We start from the raw sequence: 17,393 nt of genomic DNA, 5'->3' as shown, positions 1-17,393 counted from the left end.
AGGATGTCGTTTCGTCTCAGGGCAATTGCAGCTGCGGCGCTGTCTCTTGCCACGCTCGCCACCGGAAGCCTGACTCAGGCCGCGGATCTGCCGGTCAAGGCTGCCAAGAAAGCGTCGGACCTTCCGTTTTTCCTGGTGATCGATAACCGCGTCACCTTCTCGTACATCTTCGACGCCTCGCAGCCCGGTGCATGGTCGTTCCGGCCGGATGGGTCGATCGACAGCAAGACCACCAAGCAGGTCTACTCGTTCACGCATTTCGACGCCTGGGCATACGGCACTAACTTCTTCACCATCTCGATGTTCAAGTCCGATCACAACGACCCGGCCGGGCCCTGCACCAACGCGGGCACGATCTTCGGCGCGCCGGCAACGTGCGCCGGTGCAACGGAGATCTACGGGCTATTCCGCTCGACGTTCGGCTGGAATGAGCTGTTCGAGACCGAGGCCTTCACCGCGGGGCCGCTTCACAACATCTCGTTCGAGGTCGGCATGGATGCCAATACCGAGAACAGATATTTCGGCGCCGCCAAGCGCGACGTCGTCGGCGGTCTGCAGTTTGCGTTCGATCTGCCCTACAAGGGTTACATCAACGTCGCGCCGCTGGTGTACTGGGAGTTCGCCAATCACAACTCATTCAGCCAGTGCGGACTGTTCGGTCCGGGCGTTCCCGGCGTGACCTGCCTTGCGGACGGCAACACCTCGTTCAAGCCGACCTGGGCCGTCGAGGTCAATTACTACATGGATCTCGGCTTCCTGCCGGCAAACATGCAGTATTTCTCGATCAGCGGCCGCGCCGGCTGGTATGGCAAGAAGGGCACCGACACCGAACCACTTCCCTACAGCCCGGCGAACGGCGTCTACAACACGGCGGTCGAGTTGAACTCGGAGCCGATCCGCCTGACCTTCGATGCCTCGAAGGCCGCCTGGGGCGACAAGTACTCCCATTTCGTGGATGTCTGGGTGGCTTACCGCTACTGGCAGAACAAGTTCGGTCTCGATCACAACCTTGCCGTCGGCTGTACCACAACGGTCGGTGGCCGGACGGTGAGCACCGGTTCGTGCACGGAGTCCTCGCTCTACTCGGGTATCACCGTGAAGTTCTAGCTGCCTGACGCTAGGCGGTCTGTAGGATGGGCACGCTTCGCGTGCCCACTACTTCTGCTTCCGTAGCAGTCCGATGGTGGGCACGGCGCAAGGGCGCCTTTGCCCATCCTACGGATCCGAGCTTGTGGTAACGCCTACTTCGTCCACACGCCGTCGTGCAGCGCTTCGGCTTCGTCCTCGAGCAGCGGACCAACGATTTCGGTCGGCCGCTGGCCGCTGGCAAAGACCTCGCGGCACGGCAGGTCGAGGGTCGGGTTGTCAGGATGGTTGCCGGTGACGCCGCGCAGGCGATGCTCGCTGAGGCCGTAGACGACGCGGCCGATGCCGGCCCAGTAGATCGCGCCGGCGCACATCGCGCAGGGCTCTGCCGAAGAATAGAGCGTTGCTGTTGCCAGCACCTCGCGGCCGAGTGTGCGGCAGGCCTGGCTGGCTGCGAGACGTTCGGCATGCGCGGTGCCGTCATGATCCGGCATGTAGCCGTTCTCGGTCTCGATCAGCACCTTGCCGTCCGCACCGACGACGATGCAGCCGAACGGGTGGTTGCCATGGGTGAGGGAGCGCTGCGCGACCGCGAAGGACAAACGCAGAAATTGCTCGTCACGTTTCGATGCGCCGTCCATTGATCCTCCCGGTCGGTGCCGCCATGCGCCAGACGATCGTGGCGAGATCGGCTTCGCTGGTCCGCCTTTCATACACGAATTCGCAGTGGACCCTCTGCATCAGCCGCCCGTGATCGTTGAATGGATTTCGGGATAATTGATTGAAAATATTGATTATACGGCCCGTCCCGGCCCTGATAAGAACGAAATTATCGGTGTTGAGCCGCGCCGGTGCGTGATTGGCCGCCGAAGTTCTACCGATTGTCGCCAGGACGGCCGCTGCCGCGGTCCAGAGAAGAGAGAGCTCGTCGAGATGGGTGCCGTCAACGCCGTTCAAGATACATCGCTCGGCGAAGAGATCGTGCGTCGGATCAACGATCTGGCTGCGATCTCGGAAAGTAGCGAGAACCTCACCCGCATCTATCTCACCAGGCAATTGCGCGAGGCGGCGGACCTCCTCCTGAGCTGGATGCGCGATGCCGGCATGAGCGCGCATCTTGATGCGATCGGCAATGTCTGCGGTCGCTACGAAGGCGAGCGGCCGGGTGCGCCTTGCCTGATGCTCGGCTCGCACTACGACACCGTACGGGACGCCGGCAAATGGGACGGGCCGTTAGGCGTGATCACGGCCGTTGCCTGCGTTGCCGATCTCAATCGTCGCGGCAAACGCCTGCCGTTCGCGATCGAGATCATCGGCTTCGCCGACGAGGAGGGCGTGCGCTTCGCCTCGACCTTGCTCGGCAGCCGTGCGGTGGCCGGCACCTTCGATCAGAGTGTCTTGAATGTGCGCGACCGCGACGGTGTGTCGATGCGCGACGCGCTCGTGCAGTTCGGCCTCGACCCCGATCATATCGGAGCGGCCGCGCGGACTCGGCGCGAGCTGCTTGCCTATCTCGAATTGCACATCGAGCAGGGGCCGGTGCTGGAAGCGCAGGACCTGCCTGTTGGCGTCGTCACCGCGATTGCCGGTGCCACGCGGCTTGCCGCGCGGCTGACCGGCATGGCCGGGCATGCCGGTACCGTGCCGATGGCGCTTCGGCGTGATGCGCTCACGGGAGCGGCCGAATGCATCGGGGCGATCGAGCAGTTTTGCCGCACCGACGAGAGTGGGCTAGTCGGCACTGTCGGCTACATCCAGGCGCGGCCCGGCGCGACCAATGTCATTCCGGGCGAGGTGTCCTTCACCATCGACATGCGGGCGCCGACCGACATGCACCGCAAGCGCGCGGTCGCCGATATCGTCCGCCAGATCGAGGCGATCGCTACGCGCCGGCACCTGGCCCTCCAGCTCGACGTCACCCACGAGAACCGCACCGCGCCTTGCGCGCCGTGGCTCAAGGAGCAGATCGCGCAGGCGATCGGAGCGGAGGGCTTCCCCGTGTTCGAGCTTCCGAGCGGAGCAGGGCACGACGGCATGGCCATGATCGACATCGCCGATGTCGGGATGGTCTTCGTCCGCTGCCGCGGCGGCATCAGCCACCACCCGGACGAGCATGTGGAGCTCGCCGATGCCGACGCCGGTGCGCGGGTGCTGCTGCGGGTGATCGAGAATTTCAGGCCACGGGGAGGCTAGTCCGGGCGGGTCGGATAAGCCCCGGCCGGAAGCCGGCACGTCATCTGGAGGAAATACGAATCAGCCATGCTTCGGATGGTGGCCGCACCACCGGAGTCACTTGGCCACATATGAATAGCGATATCTCGTTGCCCTCAGATCGCGGAAACCGATTTTACCAAGGCGTTGCCGCGACCTTCTTCGCCAACGCCCTCCAGGCGGTCAATTTTCTCGGTGATCGATTCCTGAGAAAATCGCACCATTCGTTGTCTGGGATCGAGGACCTTTACCGGCACTCGATAGACAGCGCCTTTTCGGTGACCGAGGCCTTCCTCGTCACGGGCGCGCCGCACGCATCCGCCTATTACCCCCGCGACTTCGCCTGGTTCTATCCTGATGTGCTCGACCCCGAGACCGTCATGGATGCGCAGGACGCGGTGCGGCGAGCGCACCTGCTCGACAAGAGTGTCCGTTTGTTGCTGGAGGCGGTTCGTGCCGACGTCGTCACGACGACCATCGTCCCGGCCGGGCGCGGCCGGTATCTCGGCGTGAATTATTTCTCGCGGCCTTCGGACACGCTGCTCGGCATTCTCGCCGGCCTGCAGCAGATGATCTCGGCGGATCAGAGGGCGCCGTCCTATCTGGCGATGGCACAATGCGCGCACGCGGGCCGGCTGCTGCAGGAGGAATATGGCGGTGACCTGAAGCGTGCGATCCTGCAGCTCGCAAGCGAGCTCGAGCCGTTCGACGATGACGGCACCAAATATCTGTTGTGTGATGCCCGTGGCCCTCGCTCGGCTGCAACGGATACCCGTGCGGAACGCAGGCGGTTTGTCACCAATGCCTGCGTCTACACGACCTTCCTGTGGAGCGTGCAGCTCGGCATCATCAACGAGAACGAGCTGAAGCGGCTGCTCGGACGCGATCTCGCGCAGTACAAGAAGGACCTGCTCCGTCTGTTCGGCAAAGACGGCTACATCAGGCATTCCCTGGATGGCCCGAAGGGCCCGCCGGTGTCCGCGGTCGCGCTGGATTTCGTCAGCGTGCATCGCGGTTTCTGGGATATGAACGATGCCAGCGAGCGGGCGCTGTTCGCGGCCACGGCGGATCTGATCATCGCGGAGCCGCGCTTCCGCATACCCTCTACGTTCCACTTCCTGGTGTCCGCGGATAATCCCCGGAACAAATTGATCCACAAGATTGCGGCTCCCGCCTATCAGGGGCGTTCGTCCTGGCCGACGTTCAACGTCGAGTTCGCGGACCGGATGCTCGACTACGACGAGGCCTCCGGCGGCGACAACTACCGGGCCTGCGCGCAAGGGATATTGAAGGACATTCGCACCGCGACCGAACTCCACGGCGGATATCAGGAGCTGATCTCGGAACAGGGGCTGAAGTACCGCACCTGGGCCTACAAGGGCGCCGTGGCCCATTCCTGGTTTCCACGCTTCCTGTCGGTCTGGAGGAGGGCGTATGGAACGCCGCTCCTCCAATGGAACGACTGATCCGCTCGGTGAACTGCCGCTCAGGCAACGAGATCCAGCAGCCGGCACGATCCGCGCACGAGCACCTTGCGACCGGCCGGCGTGATCGCAGGCACGCCGTCATTGACGACAACAAGACCGAGTTCGACGAGGCCTTCGACGAGATAGGCCTTCGAGAGGCGACCGCTCGACACCGGATTGCGAAGCGTGCGCAGCGCCTCCCATTGGTCCGGCGAAAGATCGAAGTCGATGTCGTTGCTCATGCTGCCTCAAACGATAGTGCCATTCGCGCCTCTGTTAGCGGCGCTGCGTGAAGACCATGCGACGACAATGAGTCGGGAATTCGGTGCGCTGTTTAGAACGTCTCTTCACGAATTGCCGCACTCCATTGCGCCACAAGAGTAAAGATCGCTGGATTGCGAATATCGTCCCGAGCTTCGATCACATATTGATGATGTCGGTTTGATGTGCACAGCAAGTTGCTGCGATGCACGGGAAGCGCTGCTGTCCCATTCTGCGTCGCGATATGCACAGAAATTGTGAGGCGAAAGGTCGAGGACTCTGTTACTGTGTTTCCCGGGGAATGACTTCACGGTGCAGGAGTGGAGTGCATGAACAGGCTGGTCGAAATTCGCAGTCAGGAATCCCTGTGCCGGGAGCGTGCGGCGCGCGATTTTGATCGCCGGATTTTCTGGCTCGCGCAAGCCGAGGAATGGGAGCAGCGCGCGCTCGACGAAATTGCCTATCACTTTCGGGAGTGTAACGTCGGCCAAGTGGAGCTTGCGCGAAACTGACGCTGGCCGCGCCGAGAGCGTCTATTGATAAGTCGCCACGATGTCGGACACCGCGCGCTCGAGCTGCTGCGCGGTGGCGCATTGGCGTACGACCGTACAGAAGGTCGCGTAGCGCGGCATCTCGGAATCACCAAAGCCCCAGGCGAGCCGTCCTTCGGGATTGAGCCAGACCAGTCGCTTCGAGCGTTCGGAGATGCGGCGCAGGATGTCGGCGCGCGGGTCGAGATTGTTGCTGCGGGAATCGCCGAGCACGATCACAGTGGTCCGCGGCGTCAGCGTGCTCATGAAGTCCTTTTCGAAATCGACCAGCGAAGAACCGTAGTCGGACGAACCGAAGCCGACCTTGGACATGATCTCGGCCATCGCCTCTTCGGGCGACTTCTTTTCCAGGATCTCGCTGACCTCGATCATGTGCGAGGAGAAGGCAAAGGAGCGGACGTCGTCGACCACCTCGTGCAGCGAGTGGATCAGGAGCAGAAAGAAATCGGAGACTTGCGCGACCGACCCGGAGACGTCGCAAAGCGCCACGATCTTCGGCCGGTCGCGATGCTTGCGCTTCCATGCGGTGAGGAAGGGAATTCCGCCCCAGGCGGCGTTGCGCCGGAGCGTGCGACGGACATCGAGATGGCCGCGGCGCTGGCGCTTGCGCGGTTTCGAGTAGCGCTCGCGCAGGCGGCGCGCGATCTGGCGGATCAGGACTCGCATCTCTGCGACCTGGCGCCGCTCGATGCGCGCGAGCGGCGCGTTGCGCAGGATCTCGTTGCGGAGGTTTTCGGCCTCCTCGCGGGCGTAGAGCGCAAGCCCCTGCGAGACGGTATCGCGCACGGCCTCGCGCAGCGCGTCGAGCGCGGCGCGCAGACGCTCCGCCAGTGCCGGATTGGTCGCGGTCAGCACGTCGAGATCGTCGCGCAGGCGCTGGAGACCCATGGCATCGAGGATGCGGCTGGAAAAGATGCCGCGCTGGGTGGAATAGCGGATATCTGACAAAGAGGCCGCGCCGGAGCCGCTGGCGATGGCGGCTGCGATCGCGTTGCGGTCCTGCGACAGCAGCATTTGCGCGAGCGGACCCAAGCCCTCGGGAGGCTGGCTTTCGTCCGCTTCGCTGGCTGTGCCGGAGGAGGGCGACTGATCCGGATCCTGCGAGGCGTTCTCCTCGCTATTGGCTTCGGTCTGATCCTGCCGCGGCTCCGGCTGGCTGAAGAACAGGTCGAAGCAGTCGCCGAGCGCGAGCTTCTCGTCCTGCGATTTGGCAAGGGTCAGGAGCAGTGCATCGCGCAGGACGGCGCGGTCGGAGATGCCGACCTGCGCGACCGCGCGCATCGCATCGATGCTTTCGGCGGGCGAAACGTGGACGCCGGCGCCGCGAGCCGCCCGAAAGAAACGATGGAGATTCTCGCGCATCGGCGTCAACCGAAGACGTTCGACCGTGCCGCCTTGGCAATGAAGGTCGTCACCTGCGGCGATGCAGCCTCGATGTCGGCTTCGTATTTCAGGAGCACGTTGAGCGTGTCCTTGACCATCTCGGTGTCGAGCTCCGTGGCCTGGAGCAGCACCAGCACGCGAGCCCAATCGATGGTCTCGCTGACCGAGGGCAGCTTCTTCAGATCCAGCGAGCGGATTTCGTGGATAAAGCCGACCATCTGCCGGCGCAGCGCCTGCGAGATGCCGGGCACCCGGCTCTCGACGATGCGCTCCTCGAGCCGCTGCTCGGGGAAGCCGATATGCAGATGCAGGCAGCGCCGCTTCAGGGCATCGCCGAGATCGCGCTCGCTGTTGGAGGTGAGGATCACGGTCGGCGGCGTGATCGCGGAGACGGTGCCTAGCTCGGGGATCGTGACCTGGAAATCGGAGAGGATCTCCAGCAGCAGCGATTCGAATTCGGCGTCCGACTTGTCGATCTCGTCGATCAGCAGCACGCAGCCGCCGGGCTGCTCCAGCGCCTGGAGCAGGGGGCGCGGCTCGACAAATTCCTTGGAGAAGAACACGTCGCCGAAATCGTGGAGCTGCTCGAGCGCGGCGTCCAGCGTCTGCGCGCCGCCCAGGACTTCGCCGAGCTTGTCCTTGAGGATCTGCGTATAGAGAAGCTGCTTGGCGTATTTCCACTCGTAGAGCGCCTTGGCCTCGTCGAGACCCTCGTAGCATTGCAGACGGATCATCTTCATGCCGCGCCAGGCGGCGATCGCCTTGGCAAGCTCGGTCTTGCCGACGCCCGCGGGGCCCTCGACCAGGATCGGCTTCTCGATCTGTTGCGACAAATAAACGGCGGTCGCGATCTGCCGGCTCGCGATATAGCCCTGCGCGGCGAGGCCGCTCTGCACTGCCTCGATCGAGGTCGAGGCCTTCTGATCAGCCACGAAAGGGCGCTCCCAAAGGTCTTGCTTGAGGCTTGTTCTGCCTGCGTTCCCGGCAAAGAACAAGCCTCGTTTGGGAAGGACCAGACCCGCACGGACGGCGCTATTTCCGTTCGACGCAAATACGTCTCGTCGCGGATATTTGCGCGGGATCAGTGCCGCAGCAGCTCCGGCTTGCGGATCGTCTGTCTGACCTCGGCGCCGCAATCGGCGCATTCATAGACGAAGTCGATCTTGGCGAGGCTCCAATGCGGTTCGACCTCGCGCACATACATCGGCAGGAACCCCATGCATGTCGGGCAATTCACAGGCGCGATCTCGATGTCCTGATGATGCTGTACATAAGCTGGCATCTCGGTCTCCTTCGCAGGCGACAACCAAACCCCGCGCAGAAGCTACTGCCGGTCGCTCCAGGCGCGTCATCAACTCTTTCGAACGGAGATGGAACGGGAGACGTTTGTCGCGCGCTGTGACATTCTTGTTACGTGCCTGTACTGTAACGGGCGGACCGAATGCCTATCTGCGGCCAATCCGGTTTTTTCGGATCCTCAACCAACGATAAGGGAGCAGCGCCCATGACGCATGCCATTCGTTTTCACAAGACTGGCGGTCCGGAAGTCCTGGTCTGGGAGGAGGTCAGCGTCGGCAAGCCCGGCCCGGGCGAGGCACGCATCCGCCACACCGCCGTCGGTCTCAACTTCGTCGACATCTACAACCGCTCCGGCCTGTATCCGGCGCAACTGCCGAGCGGGCTCGGCAGCGAGGCGGCCGGGATCGTCGAGGAAATCGGGCCCGGTGTGTCCGATCTGAAGCCGGGCGATCGTGTCGCTTATGGCGCCTCGCCCCTCGGTGCCTATTCCGAGGCGCGCGTGATCCCTGCGGACCGCCTGCTGAAGCTGCCTGACGGCGTCGACGACAGGACCGCGGCGGCGATGATGCTGAAGGGTCTCACCACGCAATATCTGATCCGGCAGACCTATCGGGTGAAGGCCGGCGATACCATCCTGCTGCATGCGGCGGCGGGCGGGGTCGGTCTGATCCTGAGCCAGTGGGCCAAGCACCTCGGTGCGACCGTGATCGGCACCGTCAGCAACGACGAGAAGGCCAAGCTTGCCAAGGCGCACGGCTGCGACCATGTCATCATCTACACCCGCGAGGATTTCGTGAAGCGGGTCGACGAGATTACCGGTGGCAAGAAGGTCCCCGTGGTCTACGATTCCGTCGGCAAGGACACGTTCCTGAAATCGCTGGATTGCCTCGCTCCGCTCGGCGTTGCCGCGCTGTTCGGCCAATCCTCCGGCGCGGTCGAGCCGCTGAATCTCGGCCTGCTGGCGCAGAAAGGCTCGCTCTACGTCACCCGGCCGACGCTGTTCACCTACGCCGCCAAGCGCGAAAATCTGGTCGCGATGGCGAACGAGTTGTTCGACGTCGTCAAGTCCGGCGCAGTCAAGATCGAGGTGCACCAGACCTATCCGTTGAAGGACGCTGCCAAGGCGCATGCCGATCTCGCCGCCCGCAAGACCACGGGATCGACCGTCCTCCTGGTGTGATGTCCGTCCGGACGGTGACGCAGGCTCGCCAGAGCGTTTTCGAGCGAATTGGCTACCGGTTCGCGTAAAGAAAACGCGTCAAGACAAGAACCCGGAGTCCCGTTCCGATTCCATCGGAACGGGACTTCGGGCCTGCCTCACGTCCGTTCGTGTTTGCGCAGATCGCGGGCGTGATCGAGGCGAATTGCCTGCAGGTCGATATCCTCTGGCGGGATCTGGGGCAGGGCGGCCTCGGTCAGGATGGCCTCGGTGACGTCCTCGATCGAACTACCGGCGATCTCGTGGATGAACGAGACATTCCGGTATTCGCCCGAGGCGATGCGGGAGATGACCTCGCGCCTCGTGATTTCAGGGTCGACGACCGCCTCGCGGCCCCGCCGTCCATAGTCGATCATCACGACGAAATACTGCATCAAAACGACTCTGCCGCGCCCCCGTTGCGGGCACGCGGCAGATTATTTCCGAAAAACGGAAGCAAGTCAAGGGCGATTTCTAAAAAATCGAAGCCGCTGGCCGTGCGAAGCCTTACTTGCCCTTCTTGCGGGGGCGCGCCGACTTGGCGCGCATCCGCTCGAGCTGGCCTTTGGGCATGGACAGGCAGATCTCACCGACCCACTCGAGTTTGACGCCGACGATCGGCTTGGCATTGAAGCTGGTGAGATTGACGACGGAGGGGCTTTTTCCCCGCTCGATCGTCTTCAAATAGCGCTCGCCGGTCTTGAGCCGGACCACGGCCTCTTCGCCGTAGAAGGAGGACAGCGGATGGCGCTGGTCCTTGTAGGCCACGATCACGTCGCCGCTCTCGTATTTAGGCAGCATCGAATCGCCCACGATCTCGAAGGCGACGGTCTCTTCCATGATCGGGAAGGGCAGCGCGACATCGCCGAGACCCTCCGGGGGGACCTGCTCGTAATCCGGCTCGATCACAGCGCCGGCGCCGACGCGGCCCATGATCGGCGCGAGATTGAGCTCGAGATATTCCATGATCGGAACGATCTCCGAGGCCTTCACCAGGCGTTCGCCGCCCAGGATCTCCGAGACCGCGCCGGGTCGCACGCCCATGGCCGCCGCGAGGCCGCCTTTGCTCTTGCCCGTCTTCTCCAGGCCCCGCTCGATCATTGCAACGTCCAACATGGTGATTCCCTCGATTACCCATCGTCCCGCTCTTGTAATCCGAAATTCGGAATTATTGCAATTATGAATATCAGAATTATCGCTTGACTTAGGCTTCGGAATACCGGAATGTCTGTGTCGCCCCCGGTCGTGCGATCGGAGGGGCGCATCACAGGACAGCAGCATGGAACCGGGCCATTGGCCGTCGGAGCACTCCGACGCGCTTCGCGACTATTTTCTCAAGGGCATGTCTTATGCGGAGGTCGGAAGGCAGATTAACGCAAGGTTTGGAACGGCTTACACGCGCAATGCGGTGATCGGCCGCGCCAAGCGGCTCGGGCTCGTCATTCCGGAATGGATCGTGAGCCCATCACTCGCGCCATATTTGCCGGGTGAGGCTCCGGTTTCGCCGCGACGCGCGGTGCTACCGAACCTGAACGTGCCGCCGAAGTCCGCAATGAAGCCCGCGGCGCCGCTGAAGCTGCGCTGCGTCGGCGTCCAGCCGCGCTTGATCCAGCTGGTCGAACTCGAGCCGGCCGACTGCCGCTATTCCTATGGCGGCGACAAGGAGGGGGAGGAGATCGCCTTCTGCGGCCATCCGCGCCAGCCGGGCTCCAGCTATTGCGCGCCGCATGCGGGCCTGACGCGTCGCTCCGGGGCTGCGTCCGCCCGTGTCCCCGGTCCCGTCGTGCTGAAGCTGGTCGTCGCGGCCTAAGCTCTCAGTCTTTCCATGGTCAATCTCGCAAGGAGTATCCAGGTGGCTCGCGTCCGACGCAACAAGTCCTACAAATTGGCGCAGATCTACGACCGGCGGTCCCGCGACGTGCCGTTCAATGCCGAAGTGGCGGAGGTCGAGGTCGACAATCCGCTGGCGCTCGATGCCGGCGAGAAGATCGTGGCGATCCGGTCGATCCGTGGCGATCCGCTGGGACGGCTGCACGCACACCACCAAATCGACGAGGCGCAATACCTCGGCGGGCGCGCTTTCCAGAACGATTGGGAGAGAGCGGAGCGGGGCCCCCAGGCGATGGACCCGACCCGCGAATATGTCGATGGCGCGCGCACGCGCGAGCCGGTCACCGAGAGCCAGCGCCAGGCGGTGCTGCGGCTGAACCAGATCGAGCGCGAACTCGGGACCGACGGCGCGGCGCTGGTGCACGACGTGCTGGTGCTGGGCCTGACCATGGATCAGATCGGGCAGCGTCGTGCCGTCCGTACGCAGCGCTGGAACGACTATTTCGCGCGACGCTTTCGCGAGTGCCTGGACCGGCTGGCGCTGATCTACGGCTTTGCGACGGAAACGGGGGCACAGCACGCAAGGCGGCGCAGATGACAACGGCACGCCTGCGGTCTGTGCCGCGGGCGTGCCAGTCGGCCGCTCACGGATGCGGCACAATCTGATAAGGCGTCGTATAGGGCTCGACGCGGAGCGAGGCGTTGGCCAATAGCCCGATCCTGGCTGTCGGCGCCTGCTGCAACTCACCGTTCGGGCCGCGATGTACGTTATATTGCCAGACCGTGAGATCGCCCTTTTGCGCCAGCGCGTGCGCAACCGCGCTCGCATCATTGCCGCCGAGCGCCTGAAGCTCCTCCGCCGACAACCCGACGACGATTTCGTCCTTGATGGTGACGATCTTGAACAGGTTCATCCTGGTCTCCTGCGCCCATGCGCCTTGTATCGAAAGGGTAAAAAGCGCGACCGCGGCGCCCTTGATGAGATCGCAGCGAGAAAGCATGCCGTCGTCCTTTGGTGCTGAGGCGCGCCCGAATCGAAGAGTTTTCAGCCAAGGCGCCCGTTGTCTGCGTGGCCGTGTCGCAACGCCTTGGTCGTTCGGTCACGGACAACGGTTCACGGGTGGAGGCATATCCAACCCGGATGAATTCCCGAGGCGGCAGCCGCGCCGGGGTCAGGACGTCGGAGATCGGCTGCCGGATCGACCTTCGTTTTGTGCTGGTACAACCGCCAGGGCGAGACTCAACAATTACGTGTATGCGCTGGAGAAGCGCCAATTCGTCGCCAATGTCCGTTCATGTCGGAAACAAGCAGAAACGTTTGTCCCGATTGACAGCGATCCGGACTGTGGGCGTGATTGATGCCGCTTCTTGACGCAGGTGGGTGACGGCGGTCGATATACCTGTTATCCGGAATTGCCGTGGTGCGATGCAGACGAAGCATCGCTACAGCCATTGTCGGGCTTGCCGGAGGGGTTGTTCCTTGGCATAATTGCAACCCTCTGGTTGAGCCGTCCGTTTGGACATATCGTTCGGCGTGCCAACCCGCCGGGCCACCCGGCCGGGAGTTCGTCGCCAGGGGGCACGTTATGGCGTGTCCTGTTATGGCGTCTTGTTATGGCGTTCGGTTCTCGAGTGGCTCACGAAGCCGGTGCTTGTGAATAGGTGCGAGATGAAAAACCTCAATTTCGCGGCTGAACTGCACCTCAAGGTCGGTGCGCCCGCGAGCGGCACCGTCGAAAGCCTGCGCTTGCTCCGCGCGTTTCTGAAGCTCGCGCCGCGACAGCGTTTCGAGGTCATCAAGCTGGTCGAAGACCTCGCCACCGAAGAGGCTCTTCCCGAGCACCCCTTGTCCTGAGCCGGCCGCGCGCCGGCTTTCCGCCTCCACTTTCATTTTCCCGTTCGTTTCCGCGCCGGAGCCGGACCGCCGGCGACGTCCCCAAACCTGGTGTCCCCGAGCCTGGCCGCTGGAAGGCGATCCGGCAAGTGTGGTATTCAATCGGGAAAACGAAGGGAGTGCGACCATGATCGAACCGAAGCTCGAAGTTCCGGCCGAACTGCGCGACCTGGCCGAGAAGACAATTGATCAGGCGGAAAAAGCATTCGGCATGTTTTTCGAAGCCGCCACCAAATCGATGTCGTCCGTTCCAGGAGCGGGGACGGAGGTGTCGAAGCAGGCGCTGGTTTTCACCGAACAGAACATGAAGTCGGCCTTCGAGCATGCGCGCAAGCTGGTTCATGCCACCGACCTCCAGGAAGCGATGCGAATCCAGTCCGACTTCCTGCGCAGCCAGTTCACCAGCGCCGGAGATCACATGCGCCAGATGACCGGCAGTCTCATGCAGCCGGGCAAGGGGAAGTCCTGATTCTCTGCGTGCGCACCCAAGACCGATGACGGGCCACCGAACGGCCTCGTTGCCGTCCGTCATCCGTTCTGCTGATCCCTGTCGGACCGCCGGCAGGGATTTGCATTTGTGGCAAGCGTCGTGTTCTGCGTCGTAACGAGATGAGCCCCGATTGCCGCAATGACGGAGGTGCGCTCCCTCTCCCGCGAACGGTGAACGAGCCGCAGGGATCGATTCAACCTAAAGAAGTCGCCTTAGCGCAGCGATGCGATGTAGGCCGCGATGTCGCCAGCTTCGGTTCGGCTTAGGGGGAAATTCGGCATCTTCGGGTGCGGATCGAGCAGGAAGAAGGCGAGCCTCTCCGGACTGAAGTCCGGTCTGCGCGCAATGGAGACAAAGGAGGGGACGTCGGCGCTCGCCTGGGTCTGGCCGTTCGCGACGACATGGCAGCTTGCGCACCAGCGCTTGGCGAGGTCGGCACCGTGATCGGGATCGGCTGCGAGAGCGGACGACGTGCCGAAGCTCGAGGTTACGGCTAGCAGCAGGTAAATTCGTCTCAAATGCTGACGCATAGAGCAACCTTCATGAATTCGTTGGCGACCGCGATGCTATCCGCAGCACGATCCCGGAAATTGCGAGAGATCAATGCGGCCGATGATCGACCGCAGCAGCTTGCGGACGGGACGATAGAGATGCCTTGCGAAGGCCGGCATTCTCGCCGCGGGCAGGCCAAGGCTCTTTGTAACGAGACTTCTCGTATCGAGACCTTTCGCTTCAAGACTTTCGATATAGTTCGACACGTGTCTCTCCGGGGCCATATCACCTTTTTTAGCCTCGTGCCTCGGAGCCGCCTTGATCTGCCGCAAGGCGTTCCCGGCTAATAGTCGCCCGGATTCATGATCATCGGGCTTTTTGTATCGGCCGGCGCGAGCGCGCTGCTGGCGCTGTCACGCAGGAAGCGGTCGAGCGTCTCCTGAATCTTCTCCTTGACCGCATTGGGCCCACGATCGCTCATTTCCGTGTGCTGCGCGCCGGTATGGACGATGTCGATACCGCGCGCCTTGGCCTCTTCCGGTGTCGGCAGCACGCCGGGATCGGTCACGAAATGCGGGTCCTTCGACCGGAAGGACAGGATCTTCAGGCCGTCGCTGAGCACGAAAGGTACCCGCAGATTGTCGAGCGTGATCACCTTCGACACCAGCTCCGGGTGTTGATGGGCCACATACATGGAGACATCGCCGCCGTTGGAATGGCCGACGAGGGTGATGTGGTCGTAGTCGACGTTCTCCTGCTGCCTCCTCAGCTTGTCCAGCACGAAAAGAATGTTGGCTTCGCAGCGGATATAGACCTCGCGCCGGCCGACATATGGCTGACCGACATGGGTCATCAACGGCGGATCGCTCGGCAGGTCCTGCTGAATGCTGGCAACCATATAGCCGCGCGCGGCGAGCACGTTGGCGAGGAAGGAATATTCGGTGGCCTTGACGGTGTTGCCGTTGCTGATGATGGCGAGCGGGAGTTTCCAGAGGCCGAGATTGGCCTTGGTCTCGTAATCGCGCCGCACCGCCACCTCGACTGAGATCGGCCGCTGCCGCGCCGCGTCATACAGGGCCAAAGTTTCGTGGCGGATCGCGAACCGGCTGACGACGAAATATTCCCCGACGCCGAGGACGCAGAGAAACGCCAGGACTGCAAAAACTCGCTTCATTCGTCTCGTCTCAAATCACGTTCCGCTAGACATGGCCATTGGTAACTCCCGGATCGAGCGACCGTGAGCAGGTTACTGGATTAAATTTAGGCAAGTCTGTGAGCAAGGCCGCAAAAGGGCCGCATGTCGCGCCGCCGCGCGAACCGCAGGCCAACTAGAGACAGCCGGACTTGCCGCGTTCGGGGCAGAGCCGGAATGCGCTCGACAGGGTGAGCAGGAAGCGCGGGCTGCGGCGCTGGTTGTCCGGCGCCCGGTAGCTCAGAGGCACGGCCACGGCGAGATCGGCCTGGAGATCGTCTGGCATGAAGAAGCGCACACCGGCTCCGGCCGACGTCAGCGACAGGCCGTCGCTCAGGTGGTAACCGTCGTTCCAGACTGCGCCAGCGTCGCCAAAGGCGTAGAGCTGATAGCCGGTCCAGTAGCGGAAATTGAGCTTCTGGTCGAAGCGCAGTTCGAGCGAGCCGGCAAGGCCATTGTCGCCGCTGATCTCGGCCGCGCCATAGCCCCGGCCGAAGGCCGCGCCGCCGAGATAGAATTGCTGCGAGGTGAACAGCGGCCGCAATGCCGTCTGGCTCGCCGCGGAGAGCTTGAGCGACCAGGCATCGCTGAGCGTCTGGTAGCGCGTGAACCAGAGGTTCAGCACCGAGAAGTTGGAGGAGGCGCCGTCGCGCGACAACAGGTCGTCGTCGAAATGCGAGGCGCCGAAGATGTCGAGGCCGTGGCGGTAGGTCAGCGTCGCAAGATTGGCGCCGCCGAAGCGATCCTGCAGCCGGTAATCGGCGGTCAGGCTCGCGGTCCTGATATGGTCGTTGTACCAGGGACCGTAACGGTCGTGCTCGGACACGTTGCTGAAGGTCGTCGCCGCAGTCAACGTGAGCGTGGAGGATTGCGACTGGAGCGGGACGATGCTGACCCGCAGCTCGAACGCCTCGGTCGTGGTGATGTCGCTGTCGAGGCGGCGGGCATCGCCCGGCCTGACCGCGCTGTACAGCACCGACCCGCCGAGGCGCAGGCCGTCGATGCCGACCGGCGCGTCGTAGGACAATCGGGTGAAGCCGAGCTGGCGCGGGTCGTTGGCAATCGTCGACAGGTTGACTGCCAGCGTGTCTCCAGGCGTGAGGTAGGAGTTGAAGGCGCCGGTCGCATAGGTCTGCCACGGGCCGACCGATGACGATCCGAGATTGTCCAAGCCGAACGAGGAGAAGACGTGCCAGGTCTTCAAGAAGACGATGAGGCGGAAGCGGCCGGTCGCACCACCGATCTCCTCCAGCGCGGTATCGGTGATCCGCACGCCCGGCCTGCCGTTGATGAGGAAGAGCTGACGTTCGAGTGTCGGCAGGCGCGACGGCTGCTCGGCTAGAATCGGCCCAAGCATCGGCCTTACGCCGAACTGCTCGGCGCCGTCGCCTTTCAGCTCGGCCTGCACGATGGCGCCTTCGATCACCTGGATCCGGACGCGGCCATCGGCAATGTTCTGCGGCGGCACGATGGCCCGGCTCAGATGGAATCCGTCGGCGCGGTAGAGGTCGCTGATCGCGCCGGCGATCGCAGCGAGATCCGCCTGCGAAACCTGCTTGCCGAGATAGGGCTGATAGACCGTGGCGATACGATCCTGGGAGACAGCGTGGGCGCCGCTGACGGCGACGCCGCGCAGCACGAATTGCGGCTTGGTATCCCCGCCGGTGTTCGGTTGCCCGACGCTCGGAAGCTGAACCGGAGGCCGGCTCAGCGATTCCCGCTCGGTTTGGTTATCGAAATATTTCTCGGGCTGGCGCGGATCGAAGCCTGGCTGGTTCGCCTGTTGGGCGAAGGCCTGCGGAATACCCGCAAAAATTGGTGCCATCAACACCAACGTGGTAAGGACATGCCGCTTCTCAGCCCGTGCAGCGAACCTGTCCCCGTAGTTTGACGGAGATTCTCTGATGGAACGGTAAGGCTTCGTTAGCCGCATGATTTTTCATAGTTTTTTATGGTCAATGATTGGTTAAGGCACCCTCTTGGCTGGCCGCTTGCCGCTAATCCTCTCTTGAGTGATTTCGGATACTCCTCAGATCCGGC

At 63.0% G+C, this 17,393-nt stretch carries 21 protein-coding genes; 9 read left to right on the top strand and 12 right to left on the bottom strand.

The annotated features are described in order from the left end of the window. Positions 1-3 precede the first annotated feature (3 nt). Complete coding sequence (locus IVB24_RS29845) at positions 4-1,107, top strand: hypothetical protein (RefSeq protein WP_247770118.1); 1,104 nt, start codon at positions 4-6, stop codon at positions 1,105-1,107. A 134-nt stretch (positions 1,108-1,241) separates the two neighbouring features. Here the strand turns inward: IVB24_RS29845 and IVB24_RS29840 are convergent, their stop codons facing one another. After that, a complete protein-coding gene (locus tag IVB24_RS29840; RefSeq protein ID WP_247770117.1) occupies positions 1,242-1,727 on the bottom strand; it encodes a nucleoside deaminase in 486 nt (161 codons plus the stop codon). After that, positions 1,705-2,043: a hypothetical protein gene (locus tag IVB24_RS29835; protein WP_247770116.1), complete on the bottom strand. Its 339-nt coding sequence runs from the start codon at positions 2,041-2,043 to the stop codon at positions 1,705-1,707. Before IVB24_RS29835 ends, IVB24_RS29840 begins: the two co-directional genes overlap by 23 nt. Here IVB24_RS29835 and IVB24_RS29830 point away from each other — a divergent pair. Beyond that, positions 2,020-3,279 carry an allantoate amidohydrolase gene (locus IVB24_RS29830; protein WP_247770115.1) on the top strand — a complete coding sequence of 420 codons (1,260 nt, stop codon included), beginning with the start codon at positions 2,020-2,022 and terminating at the stop codon, positions 3,277-3,279. The genes IVB24_RS29835 and IVB24_RS29830 overlap by 24 nt on opposite strands. 110 nt (positions 3,280-3,389) lie before the next feature. Further along, positions 3,390-4,763, top strand: coding sequence for a hypothetical protein (locus tag IVB24_RS29825; protein WP_247770114.1), 1,374 nt, complete (start codon positions 3,390-3,392; stop codon positions 4,761-4,763). A gap of 20 nt (positions 4,764-4,783) precedes the next feature. Here the strand turns inward: IVB24_RS29825 and IVB24_RS29820 are convergent, their stop codons facing one another. Further along, positions 4,784-5,005 (bottom strand): hypothetical protein, encoded by a 222-nt coding sequence (locus tag IVB24_RS29820; protein WP_247770113.1) that lies wholly within the window; start codon positions 5,003-5,005, stop codon positions 4,784-4,786. A 348-nt stretch (positions 5,006-5,353) separates the two neighbouring features. On the opposite strand from IVB24_RS29820, the gene IVB24_RS29815 reads away from it, so the two are divergent. Continuing rightward, positions 5,354-5,536, top strand: coding sequence for a hypothetical protein (locus tag IVB24_RS29815; RefSeq protein ID WP_140480641.1), 183 nt, complete (start codon positions 5,354-5,356; stop codon positions 5,534-5,536). 21 nt (positions 5,537-5,557) lie between these two features. On the opposite strand, the gene IVB24_RS29810 is transcribed toward IVB24_RS29815, so the two are convergent. The 3 genes from IVB24_RS29810 to IVB24_RS29800 all read right to left on the bottom strand — a co-directional run bounded on the left by IVB24_RS29810 (position 5,558) and on the right by IVB24_RS29800 (position 8,240). Beyond that, positions 5,558-6,937 carry a VWA domain-containing protein gene (locus IVB24_RS29810; RefSeq protein ID WP_247770112.1) on the bottom strand — a complete coding sequence of 460 codons (1,380 nt, stop codon included), beginning with the start codon at positions 6,935-6,937 and terminating at the stop codon, positions 5,558-5,560. 5 nt (positions 6,938-6,942) lie between these two features. After that, positions 6,943-7,890 (bottom strand): MoxR family ATPase, encoded by a 948-nt coding sequence (locus tag IVB24_RS29805; RefSeq protein ID WP_247770111.1) that lies wholly within the window; start codon positions 7,888-7,890, stop codon positions 6,943-6,945. Positions 7,891-8,039: 149 nt separating this feature from the next. Continuing rightward, entirely contained in the window at positions 8,040-8,240 is a 201-nt protein-coding gene (locus tag IVB24_RS29800) for a hypothetical protein (RefSeq protein ID WP_018319162.1), read from the bottom strand. Between the two features lie 222 nt (positions 8,241-8,462). Here IVB24_RS29800 and IVB24_RS29795 point away from each other — a divergent pair, with 222 nt between their 5' ends. Continuing rightward, positions 8,463-9,437, top strand: coding sequence for a quinone oxidoreductase (locus tag IVB24_RS29795; protein WP_094972651.1), 975 nt, complete (start codon positions 8,463-8,465; stop codon positions 9,435-9,437). A 137-nt stretch (positions 9,438-9,574) separates the two neighbouring features. Here the strand turns inward: IVB24_RS29795 and IVB24_RS29790 are convergent, their stop codons facing one another. Continuing rightward, positions 9,575-9,850 carry a hypothetical protein gene (locus IVB24_RS29790; protein WP_094972650.1) on the bottom strand — a complete coding sequence of 92 codons (276 nt, stop codon included), beginning with the start codon at positions 9,848-9,850 and terminating at the stop codon, positions 9,575-9,577. Between the two features lie 112 nt (positions 9,851-9,962). Next, positions 9,963-10,571 carry a S24 family peptidase gene (locus IVB24_RS29785; RefSeq protein WP_094972649.1) on the bottom strand — a complete coding sequence of 203 codons (609 nt, stop codon included), beginning with the start codon at positions 10,569-10,571 and terminating at the stop codon, positions 9,963-9,965. A 163-nt stretch (positions 10,572-10,734) separates the two neighbouring features. Between IVB24_RS29785 and IVB24_RS29780 the strand changes: the two genes are divergently transcribed. Further along, complete coding sequence (locus tag IVB24_RS29780) at positions 10,735-11,265, top strand: GcrA family cell cycle regulator (RefSeq protein WP_247770110.1); 531 nt, start codon at positions 10,735-10,737, stop codon at positions 11,263-11,265. 42 nt (positions 11,266-11,307) lie between these two features. Beyond that, positions 11,308-11,883 carry a hypothetical protein gene (locus IVB24_RS29775; protein ID WP_140480637.1) on the top strand — a complete coding sequence of 192 codons (576 nt, stop codon included), beginning with the start codon at positions 11,308-11,310 and terminating at the stop codon, positions 11,881-11,883. Between the two features lie 46 nt (positions 11,884-11,929). Here IVB24_RS29775 and IVB24_RS29770 read toward each other — a convergent pair whose 3' ends face one another. Then, the gene (locus tag IVB24_RS29770) at positions 11,930-12,286 is read right to left on the bottom strand and encodes a hypothetical protein (RefSeq protein WP_094972647.1); all 357 of its coding nucleotides are present in this window, start codon (positions 12,284-12,286) and stop codon (positions 11,930-11,932) included. 668 nt (positions 12,287-12,954) lie between these two features. Here IVB24_RS29770 and IVB24_RS29765 point away from each other — a divergent pair. Together IVB24_RS29765 and IVB24_RS29760 are read left to right on the top strand one after the other, a co-directional pair. After that, entirely contained in the window at positions 12,955-13,140 is a 186-nt protein-coding gene (locus tag IVB24_RS29765; protein WP_094972646.1) for a hypothetical protein, read from the top strand. Between the two features lie 166 nt (positions 13,141-13,306). Beyond that, positions 13,307-13,648, top strand: coding sequence for a phasin (locus tag IVB24_RS29760; protein ID WP_094972645.1), 342 nt, complete (start codon positions 13,307-13,309; stop codon positions 13,646-13,648). Between the two features lie 233 nt (positions 13,649-13,881). On the opposite strand, the gene IVB24_RS29755 is transcribed toward IVB24_RS29760, so the two are convergent. From IVB24_RS29755 to IVB24_RS29745, 3 genes are all read right to left on the bottom strand, one after another. Further along, positions 13,882-14,199 (bottom strand): cytochrome c, encoded by a 318-nt coding sequence (locus tag IVB24_RS29755; protein ID WP_247770109.1) that lies wholly within the window; start codon positions 14,197-14,199, stop codon positions 13,882-13,884. A 305-nt stretch (positions 14,200-14,504) separates the two neighbouring features. After that, on the bottom strand, positions 14,505-15,335 hold the full coding sequence (locus IVB24_RS29750) for an alpha/beta fold hydrolase (RefSeq protein WP_140480634.1): 831 nt from the start codon (positions 15,333-15,335) through the stop codon (positions 14,505-14,507). Positions 15,336-15,489: 154 nt separating this feature from the next. Then, on the bottom strand, positions 15,490-17,286 hold the full coding sequence (locus tag IVB24_RS29745; protein WP_247770108.1) for a POTRA domain-containing protein: 1,797 nt from the start codon (positions 17,284-17,286) through the stop codon (positions 15,490-15,492). Positions 17,287-17,393 lie beyond the last annotated feature (107 nt).

The organism is Bradyrhizobium sp. 192 (assembly GCF_023100965.1).
GTDB lineage: Bacteria > Pseudomonadota > Alphaproteobacteria > Rhizobiales > Xanthobacteraceae > Bradyrhizobium > Bradyrhizobium symbiodeficiens.
Note: the sequence above shows the minus strand (reverse complement) of the source record. Positions and strands in the feature narration are given on the sequence as shown.